The organism is Streptantibioticus cattleyicolor NRRL 8057 = DSM 46488 (genome assembly GCF_000240165.1).
In the GTDB taxonomy this organism is placed as follows: Bacteria; Actinomycetota; Actinomycetes; order Streptomycetales; family Streptomycetaceae; genus Streptantibioticus; species Streptantibioticus cattleyicolor.
The window spans coordinates 4,886,804-4,909,541 of the sequence record NC_017586.1; the positions used below are offsets into that span (position 1 = coordinate 4,886,804).

24 protein-coding genes are annotated in these 22,738 nt (G+C 73.8%); 13 read left to right on the forward strand and 11 right to left on the reverse strand.

The features are described 5' to 3' along the window. The first annotated feature begins 5 nt into the window (after nucleotides 1-5). Together SCATT_RS21470 and SCATT_RS21475 are read left to right on the forward strand one after the other, a co-directional pair. The gene (locus SCATT_RS21470) at nucleotides 6-758 is read left to right on the forward strand and encodes an AzlC family ABC transporter permease (RefSeq protein WP_407696624.1); all 753 of its coding nucleotides are present in this window, start codon (nucleotides 6-8) and stop codon (nucleotides 756-758) included. Then, the gene (locus SCATT_RS21475; protein WP_014145245.1) at nucleotides 755-1,063 is read left to right on the forward strand and encodes an AzlD domain-containing protein; all 309 of its coding nucleotides are present in this window, start codon (nucleotides 755-757) and stop codon (nucleotides 1,061-1,063) included. Before SCATT_RS21470 ends, SCATT_RS21475 begins: the two co-directional genes overlap by 4 nt. A gap of 124 nt (nucleotides 1,064-1,187) precedes the next feature. Here the strand turns inward: SCATT_RS21475 and SCATT_RS21480 are convergent, their stop codons facing one another. Beyond that, nucleotides 1,188-2,150, reverse strand: a complete 963-nt coding sequence (locus SCATT_RS21480; protein WP_014628463.1) for a hypothetical protein — start codon at nucleotides 2,148-2,150, stop codon at nucleotides 1,188-1,190. A 101-nt stretch (nucleotides 2,151-2,251) separates the two neighbouring features. On the opposite strand from SCATT_RS21480, the gene SCATT_RS21485 reads away from it, so the two are divergent. From SCATT_RS21485 to recX, 4 genes are all read left to right on the forward strand, one after another. After that, nucleotides 2,252-2,446, forward strand: a complete 195-nt coding sequence (locus tag SCATT_RS21485) for a DUF3046 domain-containing protein (protein WP_014145247.1) — start codon at nucleotides 2,252-2,254, stop codon at nucleotides 2,444-2,446. Nucleotides 2,447-2,531: 85 nt separating this feature from the next. Then, nucleotides 2,532-3,791 carry an AI-2E family transporter gene (locus SCATT_RS21490; protein ID WP_014145248.1) on the forward strand — a complete coding sequence of 420 codons (1,260 nt, stop codon included), beginning with the start codon at nucleotides 2,532-2,534 and terminating at the stop codon, nucleotides 3,789-3,791. Nucleotides 3,792-4,084: 293 nt separating this feature from the next. Then, nucleotides 4,085-5,212, forward strand: a complete 1,128-nt coding sequence (gene recA / locus SCATT_RS21495) for a recombinase RecA (RefSeq protein WP_014145249.1) — start codon at nucleotides 4,085-4,087, stop codon at nucleotides 5,210-5,212. A 3-nt stretch (nucleotides 5,213-5,215) separates the two neighbouring features. Next, entirely contained in the window at nucleotides 5,216-5,782 is a 567-nt protein-coding gene (gene recX, locus SCATT_RS21500) for a recombination regulator RecX (protein WP_014145250.1), read from the forward strand. Between the two features lie 196 nt (nucleotides 5,783-5,978). On the opposite strand, the gene SCATT_RS21505 is transcribed toward recX, so the two are convergent. From SCATT_RS21505 to SCATT_RS21535, 7 genes are all read right to left on the reverse strand, one after another. Further along, on the reverse strand, nucleotides 5,979-6,509 hold the full coding sequence (locus SCATT_RS21505; RefSeq protein WP_014628464.1) for a rhodanese-like domain-containing protein: 531 nt from the start codon (nucleotides 6,507-6,509) through the stop codon (nucleotides 5,979-5,981). Beyond that, nucleotides 6,503-7,030: a cupin domain-containing protein gene (locus tag SCATT_RS21510; RefSeq protein ID WP_014145252.1), complete on the reverse strand. Its 528-nt coding sequence runs from the start codon at nucleotides 7,028-7,030 to the stop codon at nucleotides 6,503-6,505. Before SCATT_RS21510 ends, SCATT_RS21505 begins: the two co-directional genes overlap by 7 nt. 549 nt (nucleotides 7,031-7,579) lie before the next feature. Further along, a complete protein-coding gene (locus tag SCATT_RS21515) occupies nucleotides 7,580-9,280 on the reverse strand; it encodes an FAD-dependent monooxygenase (protein WP_014145253.1) in 1,701 nt (566 codons plus the stop codon). Between the two features lie 383 nt (nucleotides 9,281-9,663). Then, on the reverse strand, nucleotides 9,664-10,515 hold the full coding sequence (locus SCATT_RS21520) for an amino acid ABC transporter permease (RefSeq protein ID WP_014145255.1): 852 nt from the start codon (nucleotides 10,513-10,515) through the stop codon (nucleotides 9,664-9,666). Beyond that, nucleotides 10,512-11,159 (reverse strand): amino acid ABC transporter permease, encoded by a 648-nt coding sequence (locus SCATT_RS21525; protein WP_041825172.1) that lies wholly within the window; start codon nucleotides 11,157-11,159, stop codon nucleotides 10,512-10,514. Before SCATT_RS21525 ends, SCATT_RS21520 begins: the two co-directional genes overlap by 4 nt. Before the next feature lie 199 nt (nucleotides 11,160-11,358). Next, on the reverse strand, nucleotides 11,359-12,282 hold the full coding sequence (locus SCATT_RS21530) for a glutamate ABC transporter substrate-binding protein (RefSeq protein WP_014145257.1): 924 nt from the start codon (nucleotides 12,280-12,282) through the stop codon (nucleotides 11,359-11,361). 166 nt (nucleotides 12,283-12,448) lie between these two features. Continuing rightward, nucleotides 12,449-13,228 carry an amino acid ABC transporter ATP-binding protein gene (locus SCATT_RS21535; protein WP_014145258.1) on the reverse strand — a complete coding sequence of 260 codons (780 nt, stop codon included), beginning with the start codon at nucleotides 13,226-13,228 and terminating at the stop codon, nucleotides 12,449-12,451. Nucleotides 13,229-13,546: 318 nt separating this feature from the next. On the opposite strand from SCATT_RS21535, the gene SCATT_RS21540 reads away from it, so the two are divergent. Both SCATT_RS21540 and SCATT_RS21545 read left to right on the forward strand, forming a co-directional pair. Next, the gene (locus SCATT_RS21540) at nucleotides 13,547-14,254 is read left to right on the forward strand and encodes a response regulator transcription factor (protein ID WP_014145259.1); all 708 of its coding nucleotides are present in this window, start codon (nucleotides 13,547-13,549) and stop codon (nucleotides 14,252-14,254) included. A gap of 15 nt (nucleotides 14,255-14,269) precedes the next feature. After that, on the forward strand, nucleotides 14,270-15,736 hold the full coding sequence (locus SCATT_RS21545; RefSeq protein ID WP_014145260.1) for a sensor histidine kinase: 1,467 nt from the start codon (nucleotides 14,270-14,272) through the stop codon (nucleotides 15,734-15,736). Here SCATT_RS21545 and SCATT_RS21550 read toward each other — a convergent pair. Then, complete coding sequence (locus tag SCATT_RS21550) at nucleotides 15,726-16,724, reverse strand: TAXI family TRAP transporter solute-binding subunit (protein WP_014628466.1); 999 nt, start codon at nucleotides 16,722-16,724, stop codon at nucleotides 15,726-15,728. The genes SCATT_RS21545 and SCATT_RS21550 overlap by 11 nt on opposite strands. A 129-nt stretch (nucleotides 16,725-16,853) precedes the next feature. Between SCATT_RS21550 and miaB the strand changes: the two genes are divergently transcribed. Next, on the forward strand, nucleotides 16,854-18,452 hold the full coding sequence (gene miaB / locus SCATT_RS21555; RefSeq protein WP_042507582.1) for a tRNA (N6-isopentenyl adenosine(37)-C2)-methylthiotransferase MiaB: 1,599 nt from the start codon (nucleotides 16,854-16,856) through the stop codon (nucleotides 18,450-18,452). A 36-nt stretch (nucleotides 18,453-18,488) separates the two neighbouring features. Continuing rightward, nucleotides 18,489-19,202 carry a class III extradiol dioxygenase subunit B-like domain-containing protein gene (locus SCATT_RS21560; RefSeq protein ID WP_014145263.1) on the forward strand — a complete coding sequence of 238 codons (714 nt, stop codon included), beginning with the start codon at nucleotides 18,489-18,491 and terminating at the stop codon, nucleotides 19,200-19,202. A 63-nt stretch (nucleotides 19,203-19,265) separates the two neighbouring features. Here the strand turns inward: SCATT_RS21560 and SCATT_RS21565 are convergent, their stop codons facing one another. Together SCATT_RS21565 and SCATT_RS21570 are read right to left on the reverse strand one after the other, a co-directional pair. Continuing rightward, the gene (locus tag SCATT_RS21565) at nucleotides 19,266-19,481 is read right to left on the reverse strand and encodes an antitoxin (RefSeq protein ID WP_014145264.1); all 216 of its coding nucleotides are present in this window, start codon (nucleotides 19,479-19,481) and stop codon (nucleotides 19,266-19,268) included. A 24-nt stretch (nucleotides 19,482-19,505) separates the two neighbouring features. Beyond that, nucleotides 19,506-19,733, reverse strand: coding sequence for a hypothetical protein (locus SCATT_RS21570; protein WP_014145265.1), 228 nt, complete (start codon nucleotides 19,731-19,733; stop codon nucleotides 19,506-19,508). A gap of 185 nt (nucleotides 19,734-19,918) precedes the next feature. On the opposite strand from SCATT_RS21570, the gene miaA reads away from it, so the two are divergent. The 3 genes from miaA to dapF all read left to right on the forward strand — a co-directional run bounded on the left by miaA (nucleotide 19,919) and on the right by dapF (nucleotide 22,549). Next, nucleotides 19,919-20,866, forward strand: coding sequence for a tRNA (adenosine(37)-N6)-dimethylallyltransferase MiaA (gene miaA, locus SCATT_RS21575; RefSeq protein WP_014628469.1), 948 nt, complete (start codon nucleotides 19,919-19,921; stop codon nucleotides 20,864-20,866). Nucleotides 20,867-21,056: 190 nt separating this feature from the next. Then, nucleotides 21,057-21,599, forward strand: coding sequence for a hypothetical protein (locus SCATT_RS21580; RefSeq protein WP_202447687.1), 543 nt, complete (start codon nucleotides 21,057-21,059; stop codon nucleotides 21,597-21,599). 62 nt (nucleotides 21,600-21,661) lie between these two features. Next, complete coding sequence (dapF, locus tag SCATT_RS21585) at nucleotides 21,662-22,549, forward strand: diaminopimelate epimerase (protein WP_014145269.1); 888 nt, start codon at nucleotides 21,662-21,664, stop codon at nucleotides 22,547-22,549. Nucleotides 22,550-22,738: the final 189 nt, after the last annotated feature.

The window sequence follows — 22,738 nt, forward strand, 5'->3', positions numbered from 1 at the left end:
GCCGGGTGACACCGACATCAGCACAACCCCACATACCCGCGGGCACCGCCGCCCGTGAGCCCTCCCGGCGGGCCGTGGTCCGGGACGCCCTGGGCGTGGGCACCGCCGTCGGGCTGTCGGGGTTCGCCTTCGGCGCGACCGCGGCCGGCAGCGGCATCGGCGTGGCACAGGCGTGCGCGCTCAGCCTCCTCGTGTTCACCGGCGCCTCGCAGTTCGCGCTGGTCGGGGCGCTCGCGGCGGGCGCCTCCCCGTTCGCCGCGGCGGCCGGCGCGTTCTTCCTCGGCACCCGCAACGCCTTCTACGGGCTGCGGCTGTCCGGACTGCTCCGGCTGCCCGCGGCGCTCCGGCCGCTGGCCGCGCACTGGGTGATCGACGAGACCTCCGCGGTGGCGCTCGCCCAGCCGGACACCGCCACCGCCCGGCTCGGCTTCACGGTGACCGGCGCCGCCCTGTACGGGCTGTGGAACCTGACGACGCTGCTGGGCGCCCTCGGGGCGGACGCGCTGGGCGATTCCGCCAGGTGGGGGCTGGACGCGGCCGGCCCGGCGTGCTTCCTCGCGCTGCTCGCGCCCATGGTGCGGACCGGCCGGCGGGAACGGGCGACGGCCGTGCTCGGCGTGGCCCTGGTGCTCGGCGGCGTGCTGCTGCTCCCGGCCGGGGTCCCGGTGCTGGTCGCCGCGCTGGCCGCGCCGCTGGTGCTGCTGGCGGAACGGGCGGGTGGCCGGCGGGGCGCGACCCGTGGGGGAGGTCCCCGGTGAACACCTGGATCGCCATCGCCGTGACCGCGTTCGGCGCCTACGCGGTCAAGCTGCTGGGCCTGTCGGTTCCGTCCGGCTGGCTGGAAAGGCCGCTGGTGAAACGATTGGCCGCCCTCGTGCCGGTCGCCCTGCTGGCCGCCCTCACCGCCCAGCAGACCTTCTCCGGCGCGGGTCGCTCCCTGGTGCTGGACGCCCGCGCCGCCGGACTCGTCGCGGCCGGGGTGGCGCTGTTGCTGCGGGCGCCGTTCCTGGTGGTGGTCGGGGTGGCGGTGGTGGTGACGGCGGGGGTGCGGTGGCTGATGTGAGCCGGGGGGTGACCGGGGTGGCGTTCAGGTACGTGTACGTCGGTGCCGCGGCGAGGGGTAACTGACGTTCATATCCGTGGACTTGAGCGAGGGACGTGTGCGTACCACTCGCGTGGTCGCGGCCTCAGCCGATCTCCCGTCCGTACGCCCGCAGCGTCAGCAACGCGTCGATGGTGGCGATCGGCCGCACCTCCAGCGTGCTTCCCGGTGCCCAGGCGGTCCGGCGGCACGGCCAGCCACCGTCCGCCTGCTGCGCCGAGGCGAGGACGTCCAGGGAACGGTCGATCTCGGCGTCGCTGAACCAACGGCGGGCCAGCGAGCCCGGGGTGGGCGCGAAATCGCAGGCGTGGGGGTGGGCGCCCGCCGGTCCGTCCGCGCCCGGCGGCGGGTCGGAGCGCCGTGTACGCCCCGGGTCGAGCACCACGAGCCGCTGTTCGCGGACGATGCGGCCCAGCCGGTCGGCGGCGGCCTCGGCGCGCGGGCGTTCCCGGACGCCGTCGAGGAAGGCGACCGTCGCCCGCACCGCCTCCGGACGCGGCTTCTCCAGCCGCTCCATGGCCGCCCAGCAGAACTCCGTGGCCCGGAAGAGCCACGCGTGCCAGACGTCGTTGCGGTGGAGCACGCCCACCACCGGGCCGGTCGCCAGGAGATCCCCGCAGGGGCGCGTCGGGGCACGCAGCCAGGGCGCGGCCGGCCCTTTGCGCCCGGTGCACGCCTGTGCCGCGTCCGCCGGGGGGCGCAACGCCGGCATGGCGCCGTCCGGTGCCGAGACCGAGGTCAGGTAGCGGCACACCCGTTCCGCCCGCTGACCGGAGCACCGCCCGGCCTCCTCCAGCACCCGCAACGCGTACACCGTGTGCAGCGGCTCGCTGACCGGCCCGCGCAGATCCGGGTCGAGCCCGTGGCCGTAGCCGTGGTCACCGTTGCGGTACGCGCTCAACGCCGCTTCCAGCGCGTCCGCCGCTTCCCCGGGGCCGGCGCAACCGTCCCGGAAGTGGAGCGCGAACCTGCGTTGTTCGAGCACCCGGGCGGTCAGCCACACGAACTCTTCCGCGCGGGCGAGAGGTGATGCTGCGGATCCGGCCATGCGCCGCACAGTAGGGGCCCCGGGACCGGCTGCCCACCGCCTTCGCCCGGGGTGCACCCGAGGGTGCGAACGTCCCGCTCCGACGGCGGGATACTGGACCCATGAAGTTGACGGTCTTCTGGCAGCGTATGCACGCCCACTTCGGCGCGGGCTACGCCGACTCCTTCGCCCGCGACCACGTCATGTCCGAACTCGGCGGTCGCACGGTGTACCAGGCGCTGGAGGCCGGCTGGGAGGCCAAGGACGTGTGGCGCGCGGTCTGCGCGGCGGTGGACGTACCGGCCGACCGCCGCTGAGCCGCAACGGCGCGCACCGACCGGCACCGAAGCGACATGTGACGTAAATCGCACGATAGGTGACCGTTGTCCCTATCGTGGCCTCATGGCCGGTTCCGACGAGCACGACCCGAGCGCCGCGAAGGACCGCGCGGAGCCGGGCGGTACGGGACGAGGCGGTACGGGAGAGGGCGCGTCGGAGCACGAAGGCGCGCGTACCGGGCGCGAAGCGCTGGGGGAGCGCGCGGCGGAGGCGGTCGGCGGGGCTCATGACGGCCCCGGGAGCGGTGACGTCCCGTCGGACGGGCGCCGGGAGCGCATGCCGAGGTGGCTGCCTCGGGCGCTGGTGCTGGCCTTTCTGCTCGCCGCCGGCTACCGGTTCGGCGTCTGGGCGTTCCACCAGCTCCTCGGGCTGCTGGTGGACATCCTCATCGCGTTCTTCGGCGCGCTCGCCGTCGAGCCCGCGGTGGACCGGATGGCCGCCCGCGGGGTGCGGCGCGGCGTGGGCACCTGGGTCGTCTTCCTCGTCGTACTGATCGTGGCGGGCCTCTTCGTCGCCGCCCTCGGCTCTCTCCTGGTCGACCAGGTCACCGCCATGATCCACAACCTCCCGCGGTACGTGGACGACGTGATCGGCTGGGTCAACCGCACCTTCCGCACCGACTTCTCCAAGGGCGTGCTCCAGCGCAACGTCCTGCACTCCGACTGGCTGCGCGGCTACCTGCGCAGCAACGCCGTCAACGTGCTGAGCCTGTCCTCGACGGTGGTGGGCGGGCTGTTCCAGCTGCTCACCGTGGTGCTGTTCACCTTCTACTTCGCCGCCGACGGACCCCGGCTGCGGCGTACGGTGTGCTCGGCGCTGCCGCCCGGCAGGCAGGCGGAGGTGCTGCGGGCCTGGGAGATCGCGGTGGCGAAGACCGGCGGTTACCTGTACTCCCGGGCCCTGATGGCGCTGGTCTCCGCGGTGGCGCACGGGGTGCTGCTGGTGTCGCTGGGGGTGCCGTACGCCGCCGCGCTGGCGGTCTGGGTCGGGGTGGTCTCCCAGTTCGTGCCGACGGTCGGCACCTATCTGGCGGGGGGTCTGCCGGTGCTGATCGCGCTCACCCGCAACCCGTGGGACGCGCTGTGGGTGCTCGTCTTCGTGATCGTCTACCAGCAGTTCGAGAACTACCTGCTCCAGCCCCGGATCACCGCCAGGACCGTGGACGTGCACCCGGCGATCGCCTTCGGCTCGGTGATCGCCGGCACGGCCCTGCTCGGCGCGGTCGGCGCGCTCGTCGCCATCCCGGCCACCGCCACGCTCCAGGGGTTCCTGGGGGCGTATGTGCGCAGGTACGAGGTGACCGACCCCCGGCTGGAGGGGTGAGGGCGCGGGGGTGCCGGGGGAGCGGTGGTGGAGGGTCGCGAGTCGCCGGAGGTGCGTGGCGTTCGGGTCTCCGGCCGAGTCATTGTGGCTTTGACCTGCGAGTTTTCTGGTTATCCACAGGGTGGCGGGTGTCGCTTGACACGAAAATCGAACATCCATTCATATGGAGGTGCCGGCCCGGACCCCGCGGCCCGCTGCTCCAGGGCCGAGGCGACGTCGGGGCGCGTTGTCAGTGGCAGGCGCTAGCGTCGGTGGACGTGAAGCGATCGACTCAAGCAAACCGGGTGGAACCCATGGCAGGAACCGACCGCGAGAAGGCGCTGGACGCCGCTCTCGCACAGATTGAACGGCAGTTCGGCAAGGGTGCCGTCATGCGCCTCGGCGAGCGGCCGAACGAGCCCATCGAGATCATCCCCACCGGGTCGACCGCTCTCGACGTGGCCCTCGGCGTGGGCGGCCTGCCGCGCGGCCGGGTGGTCGAGGTCTACGGGCCGGAGTCCTCCGGCAAGACCACCTTGACCCTGCATGCCGTGGCCAACGCGCAGCGGGCCGGCGGCGCCGTCGCCTTCGTCGACGCCGAGCACGCCCTCGACCCGGAGTACGCCAAGAAGCTCGGGGTGGACATCGACTCCCTGATCCTCTCCCAGCCGGACAACGGTGAGCAGGCTCTGGAGATCGTGGACATGCTGGTCCGCTCCGGCGCCCTCGACCTGATCGTCATCGACTCGGTGGCCGCGCTCGTCCCGCGCGCGGAGATCGAGGGCGAGATGGGCGACTCCCACGTGGGCCTCCAGGCCCGTCTGATGAGCCAGGCGCTGCGCAAGATCACCGGTGCCCTCAACCAGTCGAAGACCACGGCGATCTTCATCAACCAGCTCCGCGAGAAGGTCGGCGTGATGTTCGGCTCGCCGGAGACGACCACCGGTGGCCGCGCGCTGAAGTTCTACGCCTCCGTGCGCCTCGACATCCGCCGCATCGAGACGCTCAAGGACGGCACCGAGGCGGTCGGCAACCGCACCCGCGTCAAGGTCGTCAAGAACAAGGTCGCGCCCCCCTTCAAGCAGGCCGAGTTCGACATCCTCTACGGCCAGGGCATCAGCCGCGAGGGCGGCCTGATCGACATGGGCGTCGAGAACGGCTTCATCCGCAAGGCCGGCGCCTGGTACACCTACGAGGGCGACCAGCTCGGCCAGGGCAAGGAGAACGCCCGCAACTTCCTCAAGGACAACCCCGACCTGGCCGACGAGATCGAGAAGAAGATCAAGGAGAAGCTCGGCATCGGCGTCCGCACCGAGGCCCCCGGCGGCGAGCCCGGCCCGGACGCGGCCAAGACGGCTCCGGCCGCCACCACCGCCGAGCCCGCCACCGCGGCGCCGGCCAAGGCCACCAAGGCGGCCAAGACCGCGGCGGCCAAGGCGTAAGCCATGACGCCGCGACGCGAGACCGGCGATGCCCCCTCCGGCACGGGGGCGGAGGAGGCACCGCCGCGTGACCCCGAGGAGCAGGCGCGGGCGTTGTGCCTGCGCCTGCTCACCGGGCAGCCCCGCACCCGGGGACAGCTCGCCGACGCCATGCGCCGCCGGGGGATCCCCGACGAGGTGGCCGAGCGGGTGCTCGCGCGCTTCGAGGACGTCGGCCTCATCGACGACGCCGCCTTCGCCGACGCCTGGGTGGAGTCCCGCCACCACGGCCGCGGCCTCGCCCGCCGCGCCCTCGCCCGGGAACTGCGCACCCGTGGCGTGGAGACCGCGGTGATCGAACGGGCCGTGGAACAGCTCGACCCGGAGCGGGAGGAGCAGACCGCCCGCGCCCTGGTCGACCGCAAGCTCCGGGCCACTCGCGGCCTCGACCGCGACCGCCGCATACGCCGCCTCGCCGGCATGCTCGCCCGCAAGGGATACCCCGAGGGGGTCGCCCTCCGAGTGGTCCGCCGGGCGCTGGAGGAAGAGGGCGAGGACCCCGAGTTCCTCCAGGGATGCCTCCCGGAGTGACCGGGGCCCGGCAGGGAGTCGCCGGAGTGCTCCCGAGCCCCTGCCCGAGTGCCCCGGGGCCGGCAGCCCCGGTTTCCGGGCCGGACCGGTCTGCGGTCACGGCGTACTCCGGTCACCACGTCCTCGGTGACCTGGCCGGGAGCGGTGCCGGAGGGTGACGGGGCCGATGAGCCTTCGACGCGGGTCGCTGCGGGGGTCAGCCTGATCGGGGCCCGGTGGAGTCGGGCGGGTCGGCAGCGGTGCCGAGCGCTGAGGGTGTCGTGCGGGGAGGTTGCGGGGGAGCGCTTCCGGTGCTTCCGGCCGGGGGCAGGTCGGCCTGCGGGAGGAGCGCCGGTGGGGTCGGCGGGGTCACCGGAAGACCGGCGGCCCGCCACGCCTGGAAGCCGCCGTCGAGGTCGGTCGCCCGGTGCAGGCCGAGGGCCTGGAGGGAGACCGCGGCGAGGCTGGAGGCGTACCCCTCGTCGCAGACCACCACGACGTGCCGGTCGTGGTCGGTGGCCTCGGGGAGGCGGTGGTCGCAGCGAGGGTCCAGCCGCCACTCCAGTTCGTTGCGCTCGACGACCAGGGCGCCGGGGATGGTTCCGTCCCGGTCGCGCAGTGCGGCGTAGCGGATGTCGACGAGCAGGGCGCCCGCGGCGGCGGCCTCGTGAGCCTGACGGGGGCCGAGCCGACGCAGCCGGGTCCGGGCCTCGGCAAGCACCTCGTCGATGCCGGGCGGGGTCACCACGACTCCGGCCTTTCCACGGTCTCCAGGCGCAGCACACGGTCGCTGCGGCTGTAGCGGCGGATCAACGGAAGCGGGGGGTAGTAGGCGTGGACCGAGATGGCGTGGTCCTGATCGGAGGCGTTCACCACCTGGTGGACGTGGTGCGGCCCGAAGGCCCGGCCGCGGCCGGCGGGCAGATGCCGGGTGCGGTCGACGTCGTCGGCGAGTTCGAGGGACCGCCAGCCACGGGTGGGCAGCGGCACGGCGAGGGACTCCTCGGCGAGTTCGCCGACGGCGGTGGCGAAGGCGCCCTGGGATCCGCCGTGGTCGTGCCAGCCGGTCTCGGCACCCGGCGGCCAGCCGATCAGCCACGCCTCCGCCCCACCCGGGCCTTCGAGGCGTACCCAGGTACGGCCTCGCGGGTCCAGCGGCAGCCGGGCGACGAGCGCACGGTCGGCCGCCGCGCGGCGGGCGAAGTCGAGGAGATCGGGAGCGGTCGGGGCCGCGGGCGCGGCAAAGGGGGAAGCATCGGTGAGCGACACGAAAGCCGTCCTGAGAGATCGCGTACGGGACGCGGGCCACGCCGCGTCGGGGAAACCGGGATCAGCGGGACGGCCGACACACACAGCCCGCGTAGCGGAGGAGGTCCAGATGGACCCTCCGCCAACGCAGCAGACCGGTGTCAGTCACTTTCGGAGTCAACCACGCACCGTGACAAAGGGTCAAGACCGTATCCGCTCCGTGGTCGCACGGCGGCGGTGCCCCGATGGCCACGGTGGTGCGGGCGCCTGGTGGCAGCGGTGGCCCGGCGCGGCAGGGGCCGGGCGCGGGGCGGACACGCCGGGGTGTCGGCGTGGGCAGCGCGATGGCGCCGGGCGTCGGCGGCCTGTCTTCGGCAGACCGGGCCGCTGGGCGGGGTCCCGGTGACCGCCGGGCAGAGCCACGCCGCCATCAACGTGGCTCAGCCGGCGGTGGTGCGGTTCGGGGAGGATGCCTTGCGGGAGCTCACCGCGGCGGGCCGGGCGTCGGCGGGGCAGGACGCGGTGCCGGGAGACCGGTTGCTTCCGGTCGCCGTGGTGTCGGGGGCGGCGTCAGCGGGCGGAGTGGTCGGCGTCGGCCCGGGCGGCGGCATGGGCCGGTTCGGGGGGCCGGGGCGGGCCGCCGCGGGCGAGGTCGGCGTAGGCGTACAGCTCGGCGGGGCGGCAGCCGCTCATCGCCGCGACGAGGTGGCCGTCGGGCCGCACCAGCAGGACGGTGTGCGCGGTGGCGCCCGGATAGGACTCGGTGACCAGCAGTTCGGTGCGCAGCGGCAGCGCCGCTACCGCCGCGGACAGCTGCGGCATCAGGCCGGCGGTCAGCCAGTGGCGGCTCTCCCACACCTCGGTGCCCGGGGCGACCAGCACCGCCAGCAGATCCCGGCCCAGGCGGTCGTGGAGCCGGTCCCGGGTGCCGTCCAGCGCGGTGACGGGGACGTCGGCGACGAGCGCGCCCGGCGGCGTCACCGCCGTGCCGACCAGAGGCGAGACCGGGGGAGCGGAGTCGGGCAGTCCGCTCCAGGCGGCGGCGCCCTGGCCGCGTGGCGCGGGCACCGCGAGCGGCGAGCGGCCGTAGACCGGCGGCGCGCCGAGCAGTCCGCGGCCCAGGTGGCCGTCGGTCAGCAGTTGGGCGTGGCGGCCCACCGGCCCGGAGAGCAGCGAGTGGCGCACGGTGTGCCAGGTGCCGCCGGCCCGCAGCACCGGCAGCGCCTGGTCGGCCGCGCGCAGCCGGCCGCCGACCGTGCCCCGGCGTTCCGCCTGGTAGCTGTCGAACAGCAGGTCGGAGGCGCCCTGGTGGCAGCCGACGGCGAGCTTCCAGGCGAGGTTCTCGGCGTCCCGCAGACCTTCCTCCAGGCCCTGCATGCCGAGCGCGCCGAGCAGGTGGGCGGCGTCGCCGGCGAGGAACGCCCGGCCCACCCGCCAGCGCCGGGCGAGCCGTTGGTGCACCGGATACTCCGCCGAGCCCAGGAGTTCGTACGGCGGCACGGTGCCGTCGCACCAGGCGGCCAGGGTGCCGCGGATGCGGGCGACGAGGGCGTCCGCGGTGAGCGGGGGGTGGTCGCGCGGCAGCGACCAGTCGAGGCGCCAGACGCCGTCCGGCAGCGGCCGGGCGGTCACCTCGGTGCCACGGCCGGCCGGGGGGTCGCGGTGGAGCAACGCCGTGTCCGGTTCGGGGAGTTCGACCCGGAGCGCCGCCACGGCGTAGCGGTCCACCGCGGTGCGGCCGGGGAAGCGCACCTTGAGCAGCTTGCGCACGGTCGACCGGGGGCCGTCGCAGCCGACCAGATAGGAGCCGCGCCACCAGGTCTCCGGCGGCCCGGCGGTCCCCGCTGCGCCCCGGGTGTGGACGTCGACCCCGTCGTCGTCCTGCTCGATCGCGTCCAGCCGGGCGCCATGGGCCATCCGGATCAGTTCCTGGCCGGCGACCGCCTCGCGCAGACCGCGCCGCAGCCGGTCGTACGGCAGATGCAGCGGGGCGGGGCCCTCGTCGCCGCCGAACTCGACGCGCTGGATCTCCTGCCGGCGCCGGACGGTGCGCCACGCGCTCCACCGGGCGGCGTCGGAGTGCACGGCGGTGTAGCCCAGCCGGGAGAGCAGGGCGGCGGTCTCCGGGCGCAGTACGCAGGTGCGTTCCGGTTGCGGGTCCTGACGGTCGCCCGTCTCGTCCAGCAGCACCACCGGGACGCCGTGCCGGGCCAGGCACAACGAGAGGGCCAGCCCGGTCGGGCCCGCCCCGGCGACGATCACCGGATCCATGGCTCGGCCCCGGGCGACACGGAACTGGTGGCATCGGCGATTCCCGCCCGGCATACGGTCACATAGCGTATGCAACATATTGGCGCTGCGTGCGTCAAGTGACGGCGGCCTGTGCGCCCCGCGCGCCGCCGAGCGCCCCGCGTCGCTCCGGTGCCCTACGACGCCCCCACCGCCCCCTGCGACCGGCCCGCCGACGCGTCCCACCGTGGACGTCCAGGCAGACCCGGACGGCCCCGGCCCCGGACCCTTCACGCGGACGAACGCCCGCGCCCCGGCACCACCCGGCACCACCCGGCCCCACCGTTGCGACGCGCCCTGACTCCCTTACTGGAGAGCCGACCCGGCACGCCCCCGCCACCTCGCCGGGACGGCACCTCCGCCGCCTACTCCGACTGCGCCACCACCGACTCCAGGACGTCCGGGACCGGCGGGGTGCCCTTGCGGCTGCGGCGGCCACGGCGTTCTATCCAGTTGGCGAGGGCGGAGAGCGCGAGGCACATGGCGATGTAGACGGCGCCGATGACGATGACGACCGGGACGTAGGGGTAGCCGCCGGGGGTGACGGTGTTGGCGGCCACCAGGCGGCCGGCGTAGAGGAGTTCCTCGTAGGTGATGATGTAGCCGAGCGAGGTGTCCTTGAGGGTGACCACGAGCTGGCTGATGATCGTGGGGAGCATGGACCGGATCGCCTGCGGGACGAGGACGGTCAGCATCACCTGGGTCTTGCGCATGCCCAGTGCGTAGGCGGCCTCCGCCTGGCCCCTGGGCACCGCGTTGATGCCCGCCCGGAAGACCTCCGCCTGCACCGAGCCGTTGTAGAGCGTCAGCCCGGTCACCAGCGCCCAGAACGGGGAGAAGACGCTGGCGTAGAGCACGAAGATGAGGATGAGCAGCGGCAGCGCCCGGAAGAACTCGACGATCGCGGTGGCCGCCCAGCGCACCGGGGCGTGGTCGGAGAGGCGTCCGGCGGCCAGCACGGTGGCCAGCACCAGCGAGCAGACGCCGGCCAGCGCGAACGCCTCGAGGGTGGAGACGATGCCGTTCTCGATGCGCTGCTGGATGCCGGTGTACTCGAAGAGGTTCCACATGTACCCGGCGAACTGCCCGGTGGTGTTGAGCCGCAGCACGATGTAGACGATGAGCCCGGCGACGGCCAGCGTGCCGACGGCGGCGTAGATCCGGTTGCGCCGCCTGGCCTTGGGGCCGGGGGCGTCGAAGAGGACGTTGGCGCTCACCGGGTCACCGCCATTCTGTTCTCCAGCAGCCGGAACAGGCCGCTGATCGCGAACGTGATGATCAGGTAGGCCACCGCGACCCAGACGAAGATCGCCAGGATGTTGTAGCCCAGTTCGCTCAACCGTTTCTGCTGGGCGAAGAGCTCGGCGACGCTGAAGGCGCCGGCGATGGCGGAGTTCTTGGTCAGCGCGATCATCAGGCTGCCCACCGGCGGGACCACGGTGCGGACCGCCTGCGGCAGTACCACGATGCGCAGCGTCTGGCCGAACGTCATGCCCAGGCTGCGGGCGGCCTCCGCCTGGCCCAGCGGCACCGTGTTGATCCCGGAGCGCACCGCCTCGCACACGAACGCCGAGGTGTAGCACCCCAGCGCGCCGACCGCGAGGGCGAAGTAGCTGATCCCAGGGAAGAGGATCTGCGGCACCACGAAGACCGCGATCATGAACAGCAGGGTGAGCGGGGTGTTGCGCAGCAACGTCACCCACGCGGTGCCGAACCACCGCAGCGGCGGCACCGGGGAGACCCGGAACGCGGCGATCAGCACGCCGAACACCAGCGAGACGGCGGCGCTGACCCCGGTGAGCGCCAGGGTGCCCAGGAAACCGTGGCGGAACAGGCCGAAGTTGTGTGTCAGTACGTCGATCAGCGCGTTCACCACGCGCCCCCTCGGGAGGTCGTCACGGGCACGTGCGCGCGGGTCGCGCGGCGCCCGGGGAAGGGGCGTGCGGCGCGCCGGCGGCGGGCGTGCGGGGCGGGTTGCGGCATTGGGGTCTCTCCGTGCGGGCGGCGGCCGTGGCCCGCGGGGTGCGTTCCCGCGGGCCACGGCACGGCAGCGCCGTGGGTCAGTAGCGCTCGATGGCCGGCGGCTGCTGGGCGGGGGCGCCGGACAGGCCGAGGGTGGCGTCGTAGGCCTTCTTGTAGTCGCCGTTGTCCTCGTGCGCCTTGATGGCGTCGTCGAGGGCGAGGCGCAGCGCCTTGTCGTCCTTGGCGACCCCGACGCCGTACGGCTCCTGGGAGAACGGCTTGCCGACCACCTTGAGCTTGGCCGACATCTGGGCGGCGTAGCCCTTGAGGATGGCGTCGTCGGTGGTGAGCGCGTCCACCTGGCCGTCCGTCAACTGCTTGACGCAGTCGGAGTACTTGCCGAGCGCCACGACGTCGGCGCCGTACTTCTTGTCGCTGATCCGCTGCAGCGGCGTGGAGCCGGTGATGGAGCAGACCTTCTTGCCCTTGAGGGTGTCCGGGCCGGTGATGGCGGTGTTGTCCTTGGCCACCAGCAGGTCCTGGCCGGCCATGTAGTAGGGGCCGGCGAACCCCACCTGCTGCTTGCGCTTGTCGTTGATGGTGTAGGTGCCGACGTAGAAGTCCACGTCGCCCTTGGATATCGCGGTCTCCCGGTTGGCCGAGTCCACGGTCTTGAACTCGATCTTGTCGGGGCCGAACCCGAGGCTGGCGGCGAGCATCTTGGCGATCTCGATGTCGAAGCCGGTGCGCTTGCCGGAGCTGGGGTCCTCGAAGCCGAGGAAGGGCTGGTCGGCCTTGGCGCCGACGATCAGCTTGCCGCGCGCCTGGGCCCGCTTGAGGGTCGGCGAGTCCAGCGTGACGCCGGACTTGACCGCGTACGTCGGGGTGGCCGGGGCGGAGCTGCCGCCCGCGCCCCCGGGGGCCTGCGCGTCGGGGGTGCCGGCCTTGCCGCCGCAAGCGGTGGCGGTGGCGGTCAGCGCGAGCACCGCGACGGCTGCGGCGGCGGCATTGCGGAACTTCATGGCGGAACATCCCTTGTGTCGTCGGGAGAGCGTCTGCGGCGGCGCGGCAACCTCGGAACGTCTCGTCGGCTCTGACTTGCCTCGGTGGTGCTTCACGTGCCTGGCGTGAACTGGTGCGTCCCACCGGGCGGTAGCGGACCGGGGGCGGCCCCGGCGCGGCCACCGCTCAGTGGTGGAGGATCTTCGACAGGAAGTCCTTGGCCCGGTCGCTGCGCGGATTGCTGAAGAACTGCTCCGGCGCGGCCTCTTCGACGATGCGGCCGTCGGCCATGAAGACCACCCGGTTGGCGGCGGAGCGGGCGAACCCCATCTCGTGGGTGACCACGACCATCGTCATCCCGTCCCGGGCGAGCTGCCGCATGACCTCCAGCACCTCGTTGATCATCTCCGGGTCGAGCGCCGAGGTCGGCTCGTCGAAGAGCATCACCTTGGGGTCCATCGCCAGCGCCCGGGCGATCGCCACCCGCTGCTGCTGGCCGCCGGAGAGCTGGGCGGGGTACTTGTCCGCCTGGGCGCCCACGCCGACCCGGTCCAGCAGCTCGCGGGCCTTGCGCTCGGCGGTGTCCTTCGCCGTGCGGCGGACCTTGAGCTGGCCGAGGGTGACGTTCTCCAGCACCGTCTTGTGCGCGAAGAGGTTGAACGACTGGAAGACCATGCCGACGTCCGCGCGGAGCCGGGCCAGTTCGCGACCCTCGGCGGGCAGCGGGCTGCCGTCGATGGTGATCTTCCCGGAGTCGATCGTCTCCAGCCGGTTGATCGTCCGGCACAGCGTCGACTTGCCGGAACCGGACGGCCCGATGACCACGACGACCTCGCCACGGGCGATGGTCAGGTCGATGTCCTGGAGTACGTGCAGGGCGCCGAAGTGCTTGTTGACCTGCTCAAGTACGACCAGCGGCTCGCCCGTGGGCGGCGCCGTGGGCTCGGCCACCGGGTTGTCGGTCATCGGGCGGTCGCTCCATCCTCGTTCGGTTGGGGGGACCTTAAGTTCGCGTACCGGGCTCCGTCACCACATCTGAGGTGAACTTGAGCATCACGATCCGGCAACCGCCTGCCACCTCGGCGCTACGCCCCGTACCCGGTGGCCGCCCCGGCGCACTTTGCGTCGCCGAGCGCGTACCGTCTGCATAACGGTCCCGTGAGCGCCCCTACGCACCCTTGACGCGCTACCCCCGCATAGGGGTGTATTTCCGGTACCGCCGGGGCCGGTGCGCCACCGGGCCCGAGGACCACCATACCGAGAGCATCGCGGGGGGAGAGCGGAATGCGGCTGTTGCTCGTCGAGGACGACGACAGGGTCGCCGCGGCGCTGTCCGCCGTACTCGCCAGGCACGGCTTCGACGTCGTCCACGCGCGCAGCGGTGAGGAGGCGCTGCGGGCGCTGCTGCCGGACGGCGGGCCGCCGTTCGCCGTCGTCCTGCTCGACCTCGGACTGCCCGACCAGGACGGCTTCGAGGTGTGCAGCCGGATCCGGCGCAGCACCGACACCCGGGTCATCATGGTCACCGCCCGCGCCGACGTCCGCTCCCGCATCCACGGCCTCAACCTCGGCGCCGACGACTACGTGGTCAAGCCCTACGACACCGGCGAACTGCTGGCCCGCATCCACGCGGTCAGCCGCCGCCCGCCCGAGACCCGGACGGCCGCCGGGGCGGCCGGCGACGGCGTGCCCGGCCAGGTGCGCCTCGGCCCGGTCGCCATCGAACTGCCCACCCGCCAGGTCGCGGTGGACGGCGCCGCGGTCGCCCTCACCCGCAAGGAGTTCGACCTGCTGGCCCTGCTCGCCCAGCGTCCCGGGGTGGTCTTCCGCCGGGAACAGATCATCAGCGAGGTCTGGCGCACCAGCTGGGAGGGGACCGGACGCACCCTGGAGGTCCACGTGGCGTCGCTGCGCGCCAAGCTCGGGCTGCCCACGCTGATAGAGACGGTACGCGGGGTCGGCTACCGGCTCGTCGTACCCGCCGTCGGCTGACCGGGGCCGGACCCGTTGCGCGCCCGACTCCTGCCGCTGCTGCTGGTCCTGATGGGCGCCGTGCTGCTCGCGCTCGGGCTGCCTTTAGCCGCCAGCCTCGCCGCCGCCCAGCAGCAGCGCCTGGTGGTCGACCGGATCGACGACACCGCCCGGTTCGCCGCCATCGCCCAGTACGTCCCCGTACACACCACCCCCGACGGCACCATCGTCTCCGACGAGGGGGAACGCAAGACCACGCTGCGCGGTGAACTCGCCCGCTACGAGAGCCTGTACGGGATAAAGGCGGGCGTCTTCATGCGCAACGGGCAGGCCATGGCCGCCGCCCCGGCCGGCTGGCGCACCCCCCGCCAACTCCTCGCCGACCAGGCGTTCCAGGAGGCGCTGGCCGGCCGCCGCAGCCACAACCCGCCGCAGGTGTGGCCCTGGCAGCACAGCCGGATCACCGTTGCCTCCCCGCTGGTGCGCGACGGCGACGTGGTCGCCGTGGTCTACACCGACTCGCCCACCGACGCCATGCGCTCCCGCGTCCTGCGCGGCTGGGTGGTGATCGCCGGCGGCGAGATGGGCGCCACCGCGGTGGCCGTGCTCGCCGCCTTCCGGCTCACCGGCTGGGTGCTGCGCCCGGTCAAGGTCCTCGACCGGGCCACCCACGACATCGCCACCGGACGGCTGGCCTCCCGGGTCGCCGCGGCCGGCGGCCCCCCGGAACTGCGCCGCCTGGCCCACTCGTTCAACGAGATGGCCGACAACGTGGAGCAGGTGCTCGAACAGCAACGGGCGTTCGTCGCCGACGCCTCCCACCAACTGCGCAACCCGCTGGCCGCGTTGCTGCTCCGCATCGACCTGCTCGCCCTCGAACTCCCCGACGGCCACGCCGAGGTCGCCTCGGTGCGGGAGGAGGGCAAGCGGCTCGCCACCGTTCTGGACGACCTGCTGGGGCTGGCGCTGGCCGAACACGCCACCGCCGACCTGCGGTTGACCGACATCGCCGCGCTGGCCACCGAACGGGTCGCCGCCTGGCGCCCGGCCGCCGAACGCGACGGGGTCGCCCTGCGCTACCAGGGCCCGGCCGCCGTCACCGGCTGGGCCGACCCGGTGGCCGTCTCCAGCGCGCTGGACGCCGTCGTCGACAACGCGGTGAAGTTCACCGCCCGCGGCGCCCCGGCCGGCGCCTGTCCCGCCCCCGGCGAGGCCGCCGTCACCGTCACGGTGGCCGCCGCCGGCGACACCGTCACCGTCACCGTCACCGACGCCGGCCCCGGGTTGACCGACGACGAACTCGCCCGCGTCGGCGACCGGTTCTGGCGCAGCTCCCGCCACCAGAACGTCGACGGCTCGGGGCTCGGTCTGTCCATCGCCCGGGTGCTGCTGCGCCAGGGCGGCGGCTCGCTGACGTTCGCCCGCAACGAGCCGTGCGGCCTGCGGGTGACCGTCTCGGTGCCGCGCACCGCCCCCGAGGAGGCGCCGGCGATCAGGGCTTGACCGACAGGTAGTAGCGGCGCGCCCCGGCGTGCAGCGGCAGCGGATCGGTGAAGACCGCGGTGCGCAGGTCCACCTGCTGGGCCGAGTGGACCTGGGCGCCGATCCGGTCCCGGCTGTCGATCACCGCCTGGGTGACCCGCTGCACCAGGCCGGCGTCGATCCGGTCGGTGGTCACCAGCAGGTTGGCCACCGCGATGGTGGGGGTGGGCCCGTTGTCCCGCATCGCCGGGTAGGCGTCCGGCGGCATCACGGCGGCCCGGTAGTAGCCGATGGGGCCGCCGAGTTGGTGCAGCAGCGGGGTCACCATATTGCCCAGCGGCACCAGCCGGACCGGGAAGACCCGCGCCAGGTCCTGCACCGCGGCCGTGGGCAGCCCGCCCGACCAGAAGAAGGCGTCCAGCTTCCCGGTACGCAGCAGGTCGGGCGCGGTGTTGACGCCGGCCGGCACCGCGGTGATGTCCTGGTCCGGATCGAGCCCGGCGGCCCGCAGCAGCCGCCGCGCGATCAGGTTCACCCCCGACCCCGGCTGCCCCACCCCGACCCGCAGCCCGCGCAGCCCGTGCATGTCCCGCACCGCCGACCGGTCCGGCACCACCAGCTGGATGTAGTCGTCGTACAGCCGCGCCACCGCCCGCAGCCGGGAGCGGCCCGGACCGGTGTACGCGGCCACCGCGTCGGCCGCCGCGAAGGTGAAGTCGGCCCGCCCGGAGGCCACGTACTGGAGGTTCTGCACCGAGCCCTCGGACGGCAGGGCGTGCACCGCCACCCCTGGAAGCTCGTGTTCCAGATCGGGCACCAGCAGCGTCCCGTACTTCTGGTAGACGCCGGTGGGCACCCCGGTGGCCAGGGTGATCGGACGGTGCGGGTACGGGGTGCCGCGGCCGGGGACCAGCCACCACACCAGCAGCCCGGCCACCACGGCGACCACCGGCACCAGCCGCAGCAGGCGGCGCACGCCGGTTCCGCCAGGCCGAGGGAGCTTCGTCACAGCCGCCGATCCTGCCAGCCGCCGCCCGGCCGGGGAAGACGGCCGCGGCCCGGTGCGCCGCGCGGCCGGGCAGGGCGGCGAAAGCCCGGCGCGAGGGCCGCCCGGGACCACGTACCCTGGGTGACTGAGATGAGCGCGAAGACATATGAGGTGCGCACCTACGGGTGCCAGATGAACGTCCACGACTCCGAGCGCCTGGCGGGGCTGCTGGAGGACGCGGGATACGTGCGGGCGCCCGGCGGGGAGGACACCGCGGATGTCATCGTCTTCAACACCTGCGCGGTGCGGGAGAACGCCGACAACCGGCTCTACGGCAACCTCGGCCGGCTCGCCCCCAAGAAGGCCGCCCGGCCCGGCATGCAGATCGCGGTCGGCGGCTGCCTGGCGCAGAAGGACCGGGACACCATCGTCCGCAAGGCCCCCTGGGTCGACGTGGTCTTCGGCACCCACAACATCGGCCGGCTGCCGGTGCTGCTGGAGCGCGCCCGGATCGCCGAGGAGGCGCAGGTCGAGATCGCCGAGTCGCTGGAGGCGTTCCCCTCCACCCTGCCGACCCGGCGCGAGTCGGCGTACGCGGCCTGGGTCGCCATCTCGGTGGGGTGCAACAACACCTGCACCTTCTGCATCGTCCCCGCGCTGCGCGGCAAGGAGAAGGACCGGCGCCCCGGCGACATCCTCGCCGAGGTCGAGGCGCTGGTGGCGGACGGCGTCATCGAGGTCACGCTGCTCGGCCAGAACGTCAACGCCTACGGCTCGGACATCGGCGACCGCGAGGCCTTCAGCAAACTCCTGCGCGCCTGCGGGAACGTCGAGGGGCTGGAGCGCGTCCGCTTCACCTCGCCGCACCCGCGCGACTTCACCGACGACGTCATCGCCGCCATGGCCGAGACGCCCAACGTGATGCACCAGCTCCACATGCCGTTGCAGTCCGGTTCGGACGCCGTGCTGAAGTCGATGCGCCGTTCCTACCGGCAGGACCGCTACCTCGGCATCATCGAGAAGGTACGCGCCGCGATGCCGGACGCCGCCATCTCCACCGACATCATCGTCGGCTTCCCCGGCGAGACCGAGGCCGACTTCGAGCAGACCCTGCACGTGGTGCGGGAGGCCCGGTTCGCCCAGGCGTTCACCTTCCAGTACTCCAAGCGTCCGGGCACCCCGGCCGCCACGATGGACGGCCAGATCCCCAAGGAGGTCGTCCAGGAACGCTACGAGCGGCTGGTCGCCCTCCAGGAGGAGATCTCCTGGGCGGAGAACAAGAAGCAGGTCGGCCGCACGCTGGAGGTGCTGGTCGCCGAGGGCGAGGGACGCAAGGACGACGCCACGCACCGGCTGTCCGGCCGCGCCCCCGACAACCGCCTGGTCCACTTCGAGCGCCCCGCCGAACCGGTCCGTCCCGGCACTGCGTCCATTGGCGCCGGGCCCGCTCCGCGACCCGGCACTGCGTCCATTGGCGCCGGGCCCGCTCCGCGACCCGGCACTGCGTCCATTGGCGCCGGGCCCGCTCCGCGACCCGGCGACATCGTCACCGTCGAGGTCACCTACGCCGCCCCGCACCACCTGCTCGCCGAGAAGCCCGCCCTCGCGGTACGGCGCACCCGGGCCGGCGACGCCTGGGAACGCCGCACCGCCGCCGCCGAGCCGGCCAAGGGCGTCATGCTCGGCCTGCCGACGATCGGCGCCCCGAGGACGGAGCCGGCCTCGGCGGGCGGTTGCGGCTGCGACTGACGCCTGCCTGGGGCGGGCGTTGCTAGGCTGCGGTTCATGCTGGTCGCTGCCGCTGTCGTGCCCTGTCCGCCGTTGTTGGTACCCGAGGTGGCGGCGGGGGCCGCGGCGGAGCTGGATCCGTTGCGCGCCGCGTGTTACGACGCGGTGGGCGTGCTCGCCGCCGCCCGGCCGGAGAAGCTGGTGGTGGTGGGGGCCGCCGAGCAGTCCGGGCGGGGCCCGCATCCGCAGGGCGCGGGAGGTTCGTTCCGGGACGTCGGCGTCCACCTCGACGTGACCCTCGGCGAGCGGCACGGGGACGTACCGGGCCGTCCGCTGCCGCCCTCGCTGACGGTGGCGGCGTGGCTGCTGACCCGCACCGAGTGGTCCGCGTCCCCGGTCGAGGGGCTGGGGGTCGGCGAGCCGCTGGCCGCCGAGGAGTGCCTGGCGGTCGGCGGCGAGGTGGCCGCGTCGGCGCGGCGGGTGGCGTTGCTGGTGGCCGGCGACGGCAGCGCGCGCCGCAGTGTGAAGGCCCCCGGCTACCTGGACGAGCGCGCCGCGGCCTTCGACGCCTCGGTGGCCGGCGCCCTCGCCGCGGCGGACACCGACGCCCTCGCCGCCCTCGACGGGGAACTCGCCGCCGCCCTGATGGCCACCGGCCGCGCCCCCTGGCAAGTCCTGGCCGGCGCCGGCCGGAACGCCGGGCTGCGCGGCGAACTCCTCTACGACCACGCCCCGTACGGCGTCGGCTACTTCGTGGCGACCTGGTCCTGAACGCCGCGGCCCGGTCGTGTGGCCGGCCGCGGAGCGGGGGACGCTCCGCGGCCGGGGCGGGGGTCAGGAGCCCTGGTCGCCGCCCTTCCACTCGTCGTACGAGCCCTTGGCCTTCTCCTCCCCGCCGCGGATCTGGTCGCCGTACTTGCCGCCGGTGCGTTCGTCGAGCGCCCCGCCGGCCTTGTCCATGCCGCCCTTGACCTGGTCCCCGTGCTGCCGCGCGAGGTCCTCGGCCTTGCCTCGGTTCAACTTGCCCTTGATCGTGTCGAGGAAGCCCATGGGCCACCGTCCTTGGTCGACGAGTCAGGTGTGGGCGCCCTTCCCGGTCTCGCTGTCGGCGGCCTCGCCGGCGGACTGCTGCTTGGGGATGCCGACGGCTTCGTCCGCCGCGTCGGTCCGGCCGTCCGCCGGCCGTGTGGCCGGCTCGCTGTCGCCGGCGGGGGTGGCGGCGGGCCCGGGCTGCGCGGGGGCCTCGGTGGCCACGGCGGCCCCGGCGGCCGAACGACGCCGAAACCATTCCAAAACGCCCATGTTGTACTCCTGACCTTACTCGTGCGGGGGCAATTCCGCGTCCGACCGGGACGCCACCGGGCGCACCGGGACCGTCGGGCCCGGCGAAAGCGGCTCCCGGTGCCTCTCAACGGCAACGAACACGGCCCAGGGCCCGTCACGTCGCTCGATCGAGGAGGCCGCCGGGCGTTTGGGAGACTGGTCGGGTGAACAACGCAGTCCCGTACGCCCGTACCCCACAGGTGATCGCCGTGGTCGGCCCCACCGCGGCCGGCAAGTCGGATCTCGGCACCGCCCTCGCCGAGCGCCTCGGGGGCGAGGTGGTCAACGCCGACTCCATGCAGCTGTACCGGGGCATGGACATCGGCACGGCCAAACTCACCCCCGCCGAGCGCCGCGGCGTCCCCCACCACCTGCTGGACGTCTGGGAGGTCACCCGCACCGCCAGCGTCGCGGAGTACCAGGAACTGGCCCGGGCCGAGATCGACCGGCTGCTCGCCGCGGGGCGGGTGCCGGTGCTGGTCGGCGGCTCCGGGCTCTACGTGCGGGCCACCATCGACGCGCTGCGCTTCCCCGGCACCGACCCCGCGGTACGCGCCCGGCTCGAGGCCGAGCTGGACGAGCACGGCAGCGGCGCCCTCCACGCCCGGCTGGCCGCCGTCGACCCGCGGGCCGCCCGCTCCATCCTGCCCGGCAACGGCCGCCGGATCGTCCGCGCCCTGGAGGTGATCGAGATCACCGGGGCCCCGTTCACCGCCAACCTCCCGGCGGCCGGCCCCGAGGGCGCCGTCTACGACACCCTCCAGATCGGCGTGGACGTCCCCCGTCCCGTACTGGACGAGCGCATCACGGCCCGGGTGGACCGCATGTGGCGGGACGGACTGCTGGAGGAGGTACGGCGACTGGAGAAGTCCGGACTGCGGGACGGGCTGACCGCCTCCCGTGCCCTGGGCTATCAGCAGGTGCTCGCCCACTTCGCCGGCGAGTGCACCGAACAGGAGGCGCGCGACGAGACCGTACGCGCCACCAAGCGCTTCGCGCGCCGCCAGGATTCCTGGTTCCGCCGCGACCCCCGGGTGCACTGGCTCCAGGGAGACGCCGGGGAACTCGCCGAGCAGGCGCTCGCGTTGCTCGAACGACCGGTCACAGCCTGATCACGTGATGGCCACGGGACGCAACCGCGGGGCAGGAGCACCCCGCCGACGTGCCATCATCGATCGTCGGGCCAGGGATGCGTCCCTGGCCGGTACGGGGCCCTCGCGGTCCCGGCGTCCGGCCGGCGGAAGCCGGAGCCCGACCATGAGGCACAGGCAGTCGTCGGACAGGGTGGGAGGGCGCGTGGCGATGGAGGCCGGCCACCGCGACCGACCGCAGTCGGAGCGGCCGGGCGACGAGCTGCCCGGTCTGCCCGCCGCCGGCTTCCCCGACCTGCCCGAGCTGCCCGAACCCCCCGGCGCCGCCGGTCTGCCCGAGCTGCCCACGGTGCCCGACGCGCTCACCGCCGACGGTCCGGACAGCACCGGCCACGACCCCGAGCAGGCCGCCCAGGGCTCCTCCTTCCGGGAGTTGCGGCCACCGCGCAGGCTCCGCGTGTGGCAGCTGATCCCGATCGTGGGGCTGGGCACCGTCGGCTCGCTGATGTTCGCCTTCCCGCTCGCGTTCGAATTCGGTGACGGCGGCCCGGTGGTCGCCATGCTCGGACTGCTGCTGAGCTGCTGCTCCGCGGGGTGGGCCATCATGGCCGCCCGGCGGGTGGGGTACACCTGGCCCGGGCTGCCCGCCCGCGGCTCCGGCGACCGCCCCGACTGGCGCTTCGTCGCCGGCTACACCGCCTTCGCGGTGCTCGTCGCCCTGCTCGCGGTCTGGCGGGTCGCCCGGCTGCGCTGACGCGCTCGGTACGGCACCGGGCCGCGACGCGTCCGTCAGCACTGCCCCGTACCATCGGTTGCGTGCATCCCACCCACAGCGGCCTGCCCTTTCTCAAGGGCCACGGCACCGAGAACGACTTCGTGATCATCCCCGATCCCGACGGGGCGCTGGAGCTGTCCGCGGCCATGGTGGCCCGGCTGTGCGACCGGCGCGCCGGGATCGGGGGCGACGGCATCCTGCGGGTGGTCCGCTCCGCCGCGCACCCCGAGGCGGCGGCCATGGCCGGCGAGGCCGAGTGGTTCATGGACTACCGCAACGCCGACGGCAGCATCGCCGAGATGTGCGGCAACGGGGTCCGGGTCTTCGCCCGCTACCTCCAGCACGCCGGACTCGTCGGCGAGGGCGACCTCGCGGTGGCCACCCGCGCCGGGGTGCGCCGGCCGCACATCGCCAAGGCGGACGCCGACGGCACCCCGGGCCGGATCACCGTGGACATGGGCCGCGCCACGCTCCACCCCGACCAGGTCGAGGTCACCGTGGGCGACCGCCGCTGGCCGGCCCGCCACGTGAACATGGGCAACCCGCACGCCGTGGCCTTCGTCGACGACCTCCGGCACGCCGGACGCCTCCTCGACGCGCCGGAGGTGAGCCCGGCGTCGGTCTACCCCGAGGGGGTCAACGTCGAGTTCGTCACCGACCGCGGGCCGCGCCACGTGGCCATGCGGGTGCACGAACGCGGCTCCGGCGAGACCCGTTCCTGCGGCACCGGCGCGTGCGCCGTCGCGGTCGCCACGGCCCGCCGCGACGGCGTCGACCCGGCGGTCACCGGGGAGCCCGCCGACTACACCGTGGACCTGCCGGGCGGGCGGCTGCTCATCACCGAACGGCCGGACGGTACCGTGGAGATGACCGGGCCCGCCGTGATCGTGGCCGAGGGCGTCGTCGATCCGGCATGGCTCGGGCGATGACCCCCACCAGGGGCGCAAGCTTGACGGGCACTTACCGCCCGACCTGTGGACAAACCTCTTCCCGGGTCCCTCCAACGGGTGATCCAGGTCACCCTGGGCGAGAGGCCGACAGCACGGCGTGGTGGGCTCGGTAGCATCAAGCACCGGCGCGGCATCCAGCCCGCCGCCGGTGAAGGCTGCCGGAGGTGC